The organism is Nocardia sp. NRRL S-836 (assembly GCF_001279525.1).
GTDB lineage: Bacteria > Actinomycetota > Actinomycetes > Mycobacteriales > Pseudonocardiaceae > Lentzea.
On the sequence record NZ_LGDY01000092.1, the window covers coordinates 19,403 to 32,282 of the forward strand.

Annotated in this window: 7 protein-coding genes and 1 pseudogene; 5 read left to right on the plus strand and 3 right to left on the minus strand. The window is 67.0% G+C overall.

The annotated features are described in order from the left end of the window. Positions 1–30 precede the first annotated feature (30 nt). Positions 31–603 carry a LysR family transcriptional regulator gene (locus ADL03_RS14855; protein ID WP_082373152.1) on the minus strand — a complete coding sequence of 191 codons (573 nt, stop codon included), beginning with the start codon at positions 601–603 and terminating at the stop codon, positions 31–33. Positions 604–872: 269 nt separating this feature from the next. Between ADL03_RS14855 and ADL03_RS14860 the strand changes: the two genes are divergently transcribed. Continuing rightward, positions 873–3,419 (plus strand): collagenase, encoded by a 2,547-nt coding sequence (locus tag ADL03_RS14860; RefSeq protein WP_053734036.1) that lies wholly within the window; start codon positions 873–875, stop codon positions 3,417–3,419. A gap of 768 nt (positions 3,420–4,187) precedes the next feature. After that, entirely contained in the window at positions 4,188–5,696 is a 1,509-nt protein-coding gene (locus ADL03_RS14865; RefSeq protein WP_053734037.1) for an FAD-dependent monooxygenase, read from the plus strand. Between the two features lie 219 nt (positions 5,697–5,915). On the opposite strand, the gene ADL03_RS14870 is transcribed toward ADL03_RS14865, so the two are convergent. After that, positions 5,916–7,058 carry an IS701 family transposase gene (locus ADL03_RS14870; RefSeq protein WP_082373153.1) on the minus strand — a complete coding sequence of 381 codons (1,143 nt, stop codon included), beginning with the start codon at positions 7,056–7,058 and terminating at the stop codon, positions 5,916–5,918. A 126-nt stretch (positions 7,059–7,184) separates the two neighbouring features. On the opposite strand from ADL03_RS14870, the pseudogene ADL03_RS14875 reads away from it, so the two are divergent. Continuing rightward, positions 7,185–7,766, plus strand: a pseudogene (locus ADL03_RS14875) (transposase). A 439-nt stretch (positions 7,767–8,205) separates the two neighbouring features. Here the strand turns inward: ADL03_RS14875 and ADL03_RS14880 are convergent. After that, on the minus strand, positions 8,206–9,159 hold the full coding sequence (locus tag ADL03_RS14880) for an aldo/keto reductase (protein WP_053734039.1): 954 nt from the start codon (positions 9,157–9,159) through the stop codon (positions 8,206–8,208). A 128-nt stretch (positions 9,160–9,287) separates the two neighbouring features. Here ADL03_RS14880 and ADL03_RS14885 point away from each other — a divergent pair, with 128 nt between their 5' ends. Continuing rightward, positions 9,288–10,259 (plus strand): helix-turn-helix transcriptional regulator, encoded by a 972-nt coding sequence (locus ADL03_RS14885; protein WP_369808974.1) that lies wholly within the window; start codon positions 9,288–9,290, stop codon positions 10,257–10,259. Positions 10,260–10,746: 487 nt separating this feature from the next. Further along, positions 10,747–12,810, plus strand: a complete 2,064-nt coding sequence (locus tag ADL03_RS45355) for a beta-propeller fold lactonase family protein (RefSeq protein ID WP_053734040.1) — start codon at positions 10,747–10,749, stop codon at positions 12,808–12,810. Positions 12,811–12,880: the final 70 nt, after the last annotated feature.

The following is a 12,880-nucleotide window of genomic DNA, read 5'->3' on the forward strand; positions in this document are numbered from 1 at the left end:
AGGCGAATCTTGAAGACAAGCTCGCTGCGATCACCGAGCAACTGCGTTCGGCGCGCGCCGAGCTGCGGCGAGTGGATGGCTCGCCGACAACGCCATGTACACCGGCACCCACGGCAGCAGAATGCGCTGCGCGACGTTGCGCTCCAACGGGATGTGCCTGTCTTCCGCCACAGCGAGCACGGCGGCATCGAGGCTGCTGCGGCCAAGCTGGTGAGCCAGCACCGTGCTCGATGGTTCGACCGTCAGCGACACCCTGACGTCGGGGAAGGCGTGGTCGAGCCGTTGGAACAGGGTGGCGACGCGCTCCATGTGCACCGACCCGAACCGGATCGGTCCGGTGTCATCACGCGCCAGGTCTGCTCCGATCGTCTCCAGTTCGGCGAGCAGCAGCTGGGCGCGTCGCACCAACTGCGCTCCCAGTCCCGTGGGCGTCACACCAGTGCGGCTGCGCTCGAACAGCTGTCCGTTGACCAGGCGTTCCATGCGCTGCAACAGCCCAGTTAGCGAGGGCTGTGAGATACCGAGGCGTGACGCGGCTTGCGACAGACTGCCGGCGGCGGCTATCGCGCACATCGCACGCAGATGACGGATTTCCAAGTCCATAGAACAAGGCTATTCCCTGCAGTGACTAGCGGGAAGTGACCCTTGTCGCTAGCCGAGAAAATGCGAGTTAATGTCGGCTAGTGTCCGCGCGTTGCCCTCAAGATCCGTCCTTGTCTGCATTTCCGCAGGTCAGATGTGTTCATAGGTCCACCCTATCTGTGGCTGAGATGGCTGAGGTGCGCATTGTTGTGTGACGCTGTGCGCACGGTCGGGTTCCCTGCCCACCTGCCGAAGCGGCGCCCGGCGTCGCTCCACCGGAAAGAGAAGCAATGGACCTTCAAGGGTTTCAACGGCGCTTTTCATTAGTTCTGCTCGCTGTCGCCGTGGCGCTTGGCGCGACAAGTGTGCTCCCGGCGCAAGCGGATTCCGCATCGCCAGCCAAGCGTGCTCTACCGACAGGAGCAGATACTTCTTCTCCGCACGTCGCGCGATCGGCCTTTCAGGTCGACCGGAGGCCGCCGCGTTCGGCGTCGTCGCAGGAGTTGCGTCGCGACTACGACAGTCCACAACAGACGGTGGCGGAACCGCGGCCGTCCATGAGCACTGCGAGAACGGCGGTGGCCGCCTGCAACGCCTCCGAGTTCACCAGTCGCACCGGAGGGGCGTTGGTGGATCAGATTCGAGCATCGACCACGGAGTGCGTGAACACGCTGTTCAGCCTGACCGGCTCTGAGGCCTACCACGCGTTCCGCGAGGCTCAGATGGCCAGCGTCGCCTACGGCCTACGGGACAACGGCACCGCGTATGCGGGTAACAACTCGGCCGGAACCGCCCAACTGGCGCTCTATCTGCGCGCCGGCTACTACGTCCAGTGGTATCACCCCTCTGATGTGGGGCAGTACGGGCCGACGCTCCGCACGGCGATCCAGTCCGGCCTGGACAGCTTCTTCGCCAACCCGCGCGCGTTCGATGTCGGCGACGCGAACGGCGAGGTCCTGTCCGAAGCCGTCACGCTCATCGACAGCTCGGAGCAGAACGCCCGCTATCTGTCCGTCGTCAAGCGTCTGTTGAGTGGCTACAACTCCACCTACGACAGCTCGTGGTGGATGCTCAACGCGGTCAACAACGTTTACACGGTCCTGTTCCGCGGCCATCAGGTGCCGGAGTTCGTCTCCACCGTGCGGTCCGACCCGAGCATCACCGACGCCCTGCACAACTTCGCATCCAGTCACCTGGACCTGCTCTCGGGGCCGCGCGGCTACCTGACGTCCAACGCAGGCCGCGAACTCGGCCGATTCCTGCAACACACCACCCTGCACCCGAAGGTGCGGTCCCAGGCCAAGAACCTGCTGGACATCTCGTCGATCCGCGGTGCCACGGCCGCGTTGTGGGTAGGCGTGGCGGAGATGACCGAGTCCTACGACAAGGCCAACTGCACCTACTACGTCACATGCGATCTTCAGACTCGGCTGGCCGCCGAAGTGCTGCCGATCAACCACTCGTGCAGCACCTCGTTGCGGATCCGCGCACAGCAGATGACCTCGACCGAGCTGTCACAGACGTGTGCGTCGCTGCTCCAGCAGGACACCTACTTCCACAGCGTCGTCACCGATCCCGGTCCGGTCTCCGGCGACCGCAACACCAGCCTGGAGGTGGTCGTCTACGACTCCAGCACCGACTACCAGACCTATGCGGGAGTCATGTGGGGCATCGACACCAACAACGGTGGCATGTACCTGGAAGGCGACCCCTCGGCGGTCGGGAACCAGGCGCGGTTCATCGCCTACGAGGCGGAATGGCTGCGACCGACGTTCGCCATCTGGAACCTCAACCACGAGTACACCCACTACCTCGACGGCCGCTTCGACATGTACGGCGACTTCACCTCGAACGTGTCCACCCCGACCGTCTGGTGGATCGAGGGGTTCGCCGAGTACATCTCCTACCACTACCGACGCGAGACCTACGACGCCGCCATCGCCGAAGCGGGCAAGCGCAGCTACGCGCTGAGCACCCTGCTCGACACCACCTACAGCCACGACACCACCCGCATCTACCGGTGGGGCTACCTCGCGGTCCGCTACATGCTCCAGTCACACCGCGCCGACATGAACACCGTGCTGGGCTACTACCGCACGGGAAACTGGAACGCCGCGCGCACCTTCCTCAAGAACACCATCGGCACCAGGTACGACTCCGACTGGTACAGCTGGCTGTCCGCCTGTGCTGCAGGCAACTGCGGCGGTGGCGGAGGCGGTAACCAGACTCCCACCGCCGACTTCGTCTCCGCCGTCTCCGGCCTCACCGTCACGTTCACGGACCGATCCCGCGACGCGGACGGCACGATCGCCGCGCGACGGTGGGACTTCGGCGACGGCACGACTTCCACAGCCACTAACCCGACCAAGTCGTTCGCGGCAACGGGTTCCTACCAGGTGACCCTGACCGTGACCGACAACCAGGGTGCCACGGCGACGACCACGCGACAGATCGCAGTCGGTGGCGCCACCCAGCCCGAGTGCGCCGGGGCCGACAACCGTGAGCTGGGTAAGAACTGCTCGCGCAGCAACCGCGGCACCTCGCCCGGCAACTACGACTACCTGTACGTCTACGTCCCCTCCGGTGCGACCGACCTGCGCATCACCACTATCGGTGGCACCGGCGACTGCGACCTCTACTACAACCCCACCGCGTGGGCGACCACCTCCGCCCACACCCAACGGTCCACCGGAAACAACAACAGCGAGGCCGTGACCATCGCGACCCCGCCCGTCGGCCACAACTACGTGAGTCTGCACGGCAAGACCGCCGGCTGCGCCGGAGTCACCGTGACTGCCACCTTCGCTGGTGGACAACGTCGCGTGCCCGCCGTCTGAGCACAACCGAGTCGCGCCTGGTAACCAGCAGGCCCGGCAAGGCCGGATGAGAAGCAACGACTGGCGGTACTGTCGACTGCGGGCCGCGTAGTCCCGGAAACACGACGTCGGCGCCGATCCCGTGCAAGGATCGGGGCCGACGTCTTTGGTCAGGTGGCTCTGCGCGCCGCACGGCGGCGGAAGACCGCGGCCACCGTGTCGCGTCGGCGCGAGGATCACTGAGGCGCACTGGCAGCTCGGCGCGGATATGGCGAGCCCGGACCGTTCAGGCCGCGTATAGGTTCCATCCGCGCTCGATCACTTCCTCGCGGTCTTCCTGCTGTTGCCGCGGTACTCGATCACGTTCATGCGGCCTGCCTTCTGCGGTTCTGATCAGCGGGCGCTTGGTTCCTTGGGTCCGTGCTGTCGCAAGGTAGGGGCTGGACTTGTGGTGTCTCGCGCTCATCAACGCGGTCATCGCGCAGTTGGAGCCGCTGCTGGGCAGAGTCAGCCCGGCAGACGAAGGTCGATGCCCCGGTACTCCAGAAACTCCTCGCCGAGCCCGCGCCCTGGGCACGAGGTGTTCCGCGTTCACGTCACGTCGCAGGACGAACCGGTCGTCGTTATCGCTGACCGCACCAGCACCGGCGCCGTCTCTCGTAGCTCCCGCTGCGCGAGGTTTTCGATCAGATCCGGGGCCGGGTTGCCTGATCCGAGTTGGAGCCTGGCCCGCGGCGAAACTCGCTCGACGGGCTGTTCGGCATGCCCAAAGATCGAGCAGTGACAACCATGGATGTAGTCGTCGTCGGTGGCGGGCCCAACGGCTTGATGCTCGCGTGTGAACTCGCGCTCGGTGGCGTCCGTCCGGTCGTGCTGGAGCGCTTGACCGAGGCCAGCAGGGAGCCCAGGTCCAACGGTCTTGTCGGGCAGGTCGTCCGCATGGTCGACCGGCGCGGGCTGTTCGAACGACTCAGCGGGCAGGCCGGCCCGCCGAAGCCCAATAACGGTTACTTCATGTTCGCCGCGATGCCGCTCAACCTCGGCCTTCTCGACGACAGCCCCATCCACACCCTTCCGGTGCCGGAGCTCAAGACCGTGCAGGTACTGGAAGAACGCGCTGCAGAGCTCGGTGCCGAAATCCGCCGCGGCCACGAACTCATCCGCCTCGTCCAGGACGACGCCGGTGTCACTCTGACCGTCCGCGGCCCCGACACGGAAACCTACGAGCTGCGTGCCGGTTACGTCGTCGGCGCGGACAGCGCGCACAGCCCGGTCCGCAAGGCGGCGGGCATCGGCTTCCCCGGTATCACCTACGACCGGTCGACCAGCCGCAGTGCGCACGCCGTCGTGCCGCACGACTGGCTCGATCCGGCCACCGGAGCGCTGAAGGTGCCCGGTCACGGGCCCGTCTTGCCGTTCCTGCCGGTCCGCACCGCGGGCGGCGGCTTCTCCTACGCGCCGCTGCCCGGCCTCCCGCCGCTGGTGACCACCGTCGAGTGGGATCAGCCCGAGTCCGACGAGCCCATGACCTTGGACGAGATGCGGGCCAGCATCAACCGGGTGCTCGGCGTCGACGTCCCGATCGAAGCGCCGACCGGCGACGGACCGCACGTGCTGCGGCGGATCAACGGCGGCAACACCAGGGTCGCCGACCGTTACCGGCACGGCCGGGTGTTCCTCGTCGGCGACGCGGCGCACGTCTTCGCCGCCGGCGGCACCGGACTCAACCTCGGCATGCAAGATGCGATCAACCTGGGGTGGAAGCTGGCGAGCGCGATCAGGGGCGGCACCGACGTCCTCGACACCTACGAGACCGAGCGACGACCGATCGCCGACCGGACCATCACCTACTCCCAGGCCCAGGCCGCGCTGCTTTCCCCTGGCAACGACACCACCGGCCTGCGCCGGCTGTTCGGCGAACTGCTCACCCAACCAGGCGTCGTGCGGGTCCTCGCCGACCTCGTCGCCGGCGCGGACGTCCGCTACCCGGTCGCCGACGGCACTCATCCGCTCACCGGCTGGCCCGCCCCCGACCTGGACCTGCACACCCCCGACGGCACGATCCGCCTCGCCGAACTCATCCGCGCCGCAAAACCCCTGCTGATCGACCTGACCGAGAACGGTGACCTGCACGCGGACGGCATCGAGGTCGTCCGCGCCACGGCAGCTACCGACGCCACCGCGCTCCTGCTCCGCCCGGACTCCTACGTGGCCTGGGCGTCCTCCGAGACGCACCCCGACCAGGACGATCTGCGCGACACCGTCCGGCAATGGTTCGGCGCCCCGGTCAACGCGTAGTACGGACCGTCGTCGGCCGCGACCCTGGCGACGGCTTCCCGCAGGCTTAGTACGACAACGACAGATCGTGATGTCCGCGCTTACGGTGGTGGCTGATGCGGGCGCGGGTTTGGCTTGTTCGTCGCCATGTCGACCAGTGCAGAACGTGATCCGCGGTGTGGGCGAGGCGGATGACGAGCCGGTTCCACAGTCTGCCGATCTCGTTGACCGACAACGGGATCAGCGCATGGCCGGTGCCGGATGCGGATCCCCTTTTTTGGTGATCTCGCGGGTGATCACCAGGAAGGCCAGTGCGGTCATGGACAGTGTGATGTGCCGATACCAGGCCTGGTAGCCGCGGACCTGGTAGTGGTCCAGCCCGGTTTCGTTCTTCGCGGTCTGGAAGCACTCCTCGACCGCCCAACGCGCTCCCGCGACGCCCACCAAGCGCTGCAGTGTGGTGTCGGCCGGGCCGAAGCAGATGTAGTAGGCGATGTCGGATGGATCGGAGATGCTCCGCCTGGCCAGCAGCCAGTGGCCCCGCCCTGGCCAGCGGAGCGGACGGATGTCGACCGCGGTCCAGTCGGCCGTCCTTGGCCCCTTCGAACCCGCACCGCAGGAGAGTCGTTCCCACGCCGTGTCCGGCAACTCGGCGATCAGGCGGTGGACGCGGACCTTGAGCATCCCGAATGTCACCGCCATAGCGTTCTTCTGCACCGCCACTACATGCGGGATGTCCAGGTTGTCCAGCCACAGGCGGAACATCGTGTCGTTGCCGTAGACCTCGTCCGCTGTCACCCACCCGAACGGCACCCCGGCCTCCACGGCCCGGTCGATCATCCGCCGGGCGAGCATCTGCTTGGTCGCGAATCCGACCCCGTCATCGATTCCCGCCGCACGACACCGCTCCCGGTCGTCGGTCCAGTCCTTCGGCAGATACAGTTCCCGGTCGATCAACGCCCGACCGCATGGTGAGGCGTAGGCCAGGAACACACCGACCTGGGAGTTCTCGATCCGCCCCGCCGTCCCGGAGTACTGACGGCCCACCCCGGCGGACTTGGTGCCCTTCTTGAGGAAACCGGTCTCGTCCACGATCAGCACGCCGTCCTCGGCGTCACCGATCGCCTCCACCACCGCCGTCCGCACGTCGTCACGCAGTCCGTCGGTGTCCCAGGCGTAGAAGTTCAGCAACCGCTGCATGCCTTCCGGGCCTGCGTCACCGGCGGCCTCCGCCAACGTCCAGCCGTTCTTCCGCTCCACCTCGGACAGCAAACCCCGGACATACCAACGCATCCGGCGCCGCGACTCCACCCGCGGAAACCGGCCCGCGAACCGCCCCAGAAACGCATCGAACCCTGCCGACCAACCTGCCACCAACTCCATCGACACAGAGATCAACTATCAGACCTTGGTCATCGGTAACAACCTGTCGTTGTCGTATTAGTGACCAGTTCAAAATGGCTGGTGTGTCGGCTTTGCCTGCGGGACAGGACATTCCAAGAGCACTGTGTGCGTGAGGAGGTCTTGACCGACGAGCTGTGGGCTCGGCTGGAACCGTTGATTCCGATGTCCCCGAGGCGCTTCCGCTATCCAGGTCGCAGACGTGCCGACGACCGTGCCGCGCTGGAGGGCATTCTCTACGCGGTGCGCACGGGCATCGGCTGGAACCGGCTGCCCACCGCCTTGTTCGGCGCGTCGGGTTCGACGTGCTGGCGGCGGTTGACCGAGTGGCATGAGGCCGGCGTCTGGCAGCAGCTGCACGAGCTTCTGCTGGCCGAACTGCGCGCCGCCGGACTGCTGGACTTGTCCGCGGCCCTGGTCGACTCCACCCACCTGCGCGCCCTCAAAGGGGGGCCCACACCGGGCCGAGCCCGGTCGACCGCCGCAAACCCGGTTCCAAGCACCACCCGCCGCGGCGTCGACCACGGCTCCGGCCTGGGCACAGTCCGCTGGCCGGTCGAACGCACCTTCGCCTGGCTCAAAAGCTTCCGACGACTCCGCATCCGCACCGAACGACGAGCCGACGTCCACCAGGCCATGCTCAGCCTTGCCTGCTCAATCATCTGCCTGCGCAAACTCATTCTGAACTGATCACTAGGAGGGAACGTCGACGCTGGCCACCGACGGTTTGTCCGTACGACGGGTACCCGGTCCGGCGGCACGATTTCCCGCTCAGCGCCCATGCGCCTGAATCCGGCTGATCAGGGAGCTGATCCCAGAGTTCCACCGGTCTCGACCTGGTTCGGTTGCCTGTGGCCTGCGCTCGCGGTCCTGCCGCTGGACGCCGAGCGCAGGCGGCTTTCCAGTAGTTGCTCAGAAGCGCTCATTGATTGTGTGGGGACCGGTCTGTGTGACCGACACCTCCGATCGTTTCTGACGGCTGCCCTCAACGACACCCGCACAACCGGCTGAGCTATACGAGCAGTTCTACTTCGATCTCATCCGGAGCTGGTCGCCTCGGGTAGCTGGTCGACTTCGATCTTCATCACGTCGAACGTGCCCGCGGCGGCGTCCTCCGGTTCGACGGCTGCTACATCTCCTGCTCCCACCAGCCGCGCGTGTCGACGTCTGCGGCATCCGCCAGCGCCTCCAGCTCCGCGATCTCCTCGTCGGCGAGCTCGATGCCGCGGGCTCGGACCAACCCGTCGACGTAGTTCGCCTTCGTGATCCCGATGATCGGGGTGGTCCCCTTGGCGATGGCCCACGCGGCGGCGACGTCGGCGGCGGACGCGCCTCGGTCCTGGCCGAACGCCCTCATCCGGTTCGTCAGCGTCTGCAGCTGGGGCAGGATGCCGTTGTACACGGCCGCCCGCCTGCTGCCCTCCGGCAACGGATGGGTCGGGCTGTACCTGCCGGTCAGCGCTCCTTGCTCGAGGACCATGTAGGAGAAGAACCGCACGTCATGCTCGCGGCAGTGGTCGAGGATGCCCACGCGCTCTGAGCTGCGGTACAGGAGGCTGTAGTGGTTCTGGACCGCCTCCACGCGGAAGCCGGCCTCGCCGAGGATCCGATCGGCAAGAGCGATCTGCTCCATGTTGTGGTTGGAGACGCCGACATGCCTGACTTTGCCGCTCTTGAGCAGCGGGATCAGCGGCGGCGTCCATCGTGCCACGTCGGCAGGGTTGTGGATCCAATAGAGATCCACGTAGTCCGTGCCCAATCGGTCGAGGCTCTGCTCCAGCATGTCCGCGACCGGGTCGTCGCCCTCGCCCGCGAGCTGCGGGGTGAACTTCGTCGACAGCTGGTACTCGCTGCGGTCGTAGCCCGCCAGTGCCTTGGTGAGGACCGTCTCCGAGCGGCCCATGCCGTACGCCACGGCGGTGTCCAACAAGGTGAATCCGTTCGACTGCGCCTTCTCGACGACCTCTCGCAGACCGGACTCGCTCAGCTGACTGCCGAAGTAGCCATCGCCCGCCTCGTCGCTGTCTCCCCAGGCCCACGTGCCCAACGCCACCGCCGGCACACTGAGCGCCTTGCTCGTCATGTCCTACCTCTTGTTGCTTGTTCCGGGACGTGTCGATCCCCAGGAGACCGCGGGCGCAGCCACCGGAGAAGGTCGCGTCTACAGGGGGTACAACCTCGACCCCCCTCGTGCCGTGACCAACGGCTACCGTGGATGACGTGGACTCCCGGCCCGTAAACCGCGACGAAATCCGGGACTTCCTCGCCAGTCGGCGCGCAAGGATCACCCCGGCGCAGGCCGGACTGCCGACCAGCGCCCGTCGCCGGGTCGCCGGGCTGCGGCGCGAGGAGGTCGCCAGCCTCGCCGGCGTGAGCACGGAGTGGTACACGCGGCTGGAGAAGGGTCACATCGGCGGAGTGTCCGACGACGTCCTCGACGCGGTCGCTCGCGCCCTGCGACTGGACGACGACGAACGCACCTACCTGTTCGACCTGGCCCGGTCATCGCGGCACAGGAGTCGCACGCCGTCGCGCCGCAGGGACGTCCAGGTCCCGCCCGGGGTCCAGTGGTTGCTCGACTCCATGACGATGTCCTCGGCGTTCGTGCGCAACGGCCGCACGGACATCGTCGCCGGCAACCCCCTGGCCCGAGCCCTGCTCGCGCCGATGTTCGACAGCGCCACCATCGACAAGCGCGGCCGCCCCAACATCGCCCGCTACATCTTCCTCGACCCCGGTGCGCACCACTTCTTCGTCGACTGGAACGCCGCCGGCAGTGCCACCGCCGCCCTGCTGCGCGCCGAGGTCGGGCGCGAGCCCCACGACCGGGCACTGCGCGAATTCGTCGGTGAGCTGTCCACCCTCAGCCCCGAGTTCTGCAGCCAATGGGCCGCGCACGACGTCCTGATCCGCCACGACGGCACCAAACGGCTCCAGCACCCCGACGTCGGCCACCTGGAACTGACCTTCCAGTCCCTCGACCTACCCATGTCCGGCCGAGCCGTGCACGACCTGATCACCTACACCGCCGAACCCGGCACCGCATCCGAAGACCGGCTCAAACTCCTCGCCAGCGTGGCCGCTACCCGATCCCGGGAGGCACAGCCCGCCCACCTGATGGTCGATCGTCTTGGTCTGCGGCGTCGTGAACGCCGACGGCCCCAGAGTCCCGGAGCCTGGTGAGGATTGCCTGAACTGTCCCTCGGATCGCTTCGCTTGCGGCAGGCGACGCCACCGCTCGGGACGGGACCGCGCGATCCCGTCCCAAGTGGACGTCACTCACGCGTGGACAGCCCGAAGGATAACTCAATCACCAGACTGCCGAGGCAAAACCGCTGGTCAGCTCTGTTCCCATCCTTTGGTGCTCCCGCCCGAGGTCCGGCCAGGGCGGCGGCACGTACCGAGATCACCAACCGCCAAGACGTGATGCCGCCGTCACTGGCCTCCGGTATGCCTGAGCCGATCGTCGAGGGCGTCCGATCTCCTGAGTCGAATCTTCGCGGAATTGCCGTTGAAGCGTCCATTCGGGTTGTCATCCGGATGGATTGAAATTATCTTCCAAGAATCCCGATACCCCGACCGGCGAGGGTGAAATCGCCCTTGTCGGATGCTCGTGGCATCTCGGGAGGAACCCGTGGCAAGGAATTTACCCAGGCGAACGGCACGGCGCATGGCGGCCGGGGCAGCGGCGATCGGCTTGGCCGCGGCCGGGTTGGCGGTGACGGCCGCGCCGGCGATGGCCGGCGAACTCGGCTTCGCCTACATCACGAACACCGAGTCCAACACCGTAACCACGATCAGCGTGTCCACCGGCGGCACGGCCACCATCCGCGTCGGCAACGGGCCGTCGGCCGTCGCGATCTCCCCGGACGGCTCGCTGGCCTACGTGGCCAACACCGCGGCCAACACCGTCTCCGCCATCAGGACGGACACCAGGAGCGTCATCGCCACCATCGCGGTCGGCAACCAACCCGCCGGCGTCGCGTTCAACGCACTGGGCACCCGCGTGTTCGTCACGAACGCGGGCTCCAACACGATCAGCGCGATCGACACGACCACCAACCGCGTCGTGGCGCTCAGCGCGGTCGGCAGTGCCCCGACGGGCATCACTGTGACCCCCGACGGCACCACCGCCTACGTGGCCAACACCAACAGCAACACCGTGACCGTCCTGGACACCACCACCTACCAACGGCTGGCCGAGATCAAAGTCGGCACCCGTCCCGGCCGGCTGGCGGTCACCCCGGACGGCAGCAAGGTCCTGGTCGTCAACACCGGCTCAGGTGACGTGTCCGTACTGGACACCGGCAGCAACCTCAGGATCCAGACCGTGGTCGTCGGTTCGGGACCGACCGGGATCGCGGTGGCTCCTGACGGCCTGCGCGCCTTCGTGTCCAACGGCGCCGACGACACCGTCATGGCACTGGACACCGATCCCGCCACGACCGACTCGATCGAGGTGCGGTGGAGTGTGCGCGTCGGCCATCGGCCCACGGCCGTGGCCGTCAGCCCGGACGGCGCCAAGATCTACGTGTCCAACAGTGAGTCCAACACCGCGTCCGTCATCGACGCCACGACAGCCCTCGTCACCACGGCCGACGTGGACACCGGCCCCGCCGGGGTCGCCACCGGCGTGCCGCAGACCCTCACCGCCGCCGTGTCGCTGGGTGACAGCTTCATCTCCGGTGTCGCGGGCCGGTGGCAGGGCAACGGGGTGCGGGAGACACTGAGCGGCAGCGACATCCTCGGCACCGACCGGGCCGTGTACCGCTGCGGTCAGCTCGGGACCAACACCTGCAAGCGAGAGCCGAAGATCGTCTACGGCCGCTCGTTCGACAACAAGTGCCTGCGGTCCTACTCGGCGCAGATCCTGGCGGCGGACCTGCCCGTCACCCGCCGGATCAACCTGGCCTGCTCCGGAGCCGACACGTCGAACATCATCGCCACCCCGCTCAAGGGCGAGCCCCCGCAGTCGCGGCAACTCGCCCAGGTGGCGCGGAACTACCGCGTGAAGCTGATCGTGCTCAACGTCGGCGGCAACGACATCGGGTTCCGCGACATCATCACCACCTGCGTGAAGGCGTACCTGCGGGGCACCGCACGCTGCAAGGGGGAGAAGGCGACAGCGTTCACCAACGGCCTGGTGCGCGCCGAGGCCAACGTCACCCTGGCCATCGACAAGGTGCGCGAGGTGATGAACGCCGCCGGCTACAACCGGGACGACTACCGGTTCGTGCTCCAGTCCTACCCCTCACCGGTGCCGGCCGGCGCGCAGATCCGCTACCCGGAGGCCAACACCTACGACCGCTACCAGGTCGGTGGGTGTCCGGTCTACAACTCCGACGCCGACTGGGTGCGCAACGTCGTGGTGCCCAAGATCGGCGACTCGATGGAGTACGTGGCCGACCAGCGGGAGGTGGAGTTCCTCGACGTCAGGGACCTGTTCAGCGGGCACGAGGTGTGCGCGAGGTCGGCGGCACAGGCGACCAACTACGACAACCACCTCAAACCCCAACTGGGCAACGAGGCCGAGTGGGCTCGGTTCCTGGACGGCACGCCGTTCGTGGGCCAGGGCAACGTCGACGAGTCGGTCCACCCGAACTACTACGGCCAGCAGGCACTGGGCTCCTGCCTGACCGCGCTGTACCAGTACACCGGCGACAAGCGGAACCACCTGTGCCGCAACGTACCCGGCAAAGGTGCCGAACACGTGGTGCTGGACCAGATCGACTGACCAAACTGACTCGCCCCCACTGGTTCGGCTGAAACAGCGGGGGCGGGGCAGCACCTTTGTCGGCGAGCGT

Bases quoted from the DNA above. Each gene is read 5' to 3' on its own strand.
- ADL03_RS14855 (WP_082373152.1), bottom strand. From the start codon at position 603: ATGGACTTGGAAATCCGTCATCTGCGTGCGATGTGCGCGATAGCCGCC.
- ADL03_RS14860 (WP_053734036.1), top strand. From the start codon at position 873: ATGGACCTTCAAGGGTTTCAACGGCGCTTTTCATTAGTTCTGCTCGCT.
- ADL03_RS14865 (WP_053734037.1), top strand. From the start codon at position 4,188: ATGGATGTAGTCGTCGTCGGTGGCGGGCCCAACGGCTTGATGCTCGCG.
- ADL03_RS14870 (WP_082373153.1), bottom strand. From the start codon at position 7,058: ATGGAGTTGGTGGCAGGTTGGTCGGCAGGGTTCGATGCGTTTCTGGGG.
- ADL03_RS14880 (WP_053734039.1), bottom strand. From the start codon at position 9,159: ATGACGAGCAAGGCGCTCAGTGTGCCGGCGGTGGCGTTGGGCACGTGG.
- ADL03_RS45355 (WP_053734040.1), top strand. From the start codon at position 10,747: ATGGCGGCCGGGGCAGCGGCGATCGGCTTGGCCGCGGCCGGGTTGGCG.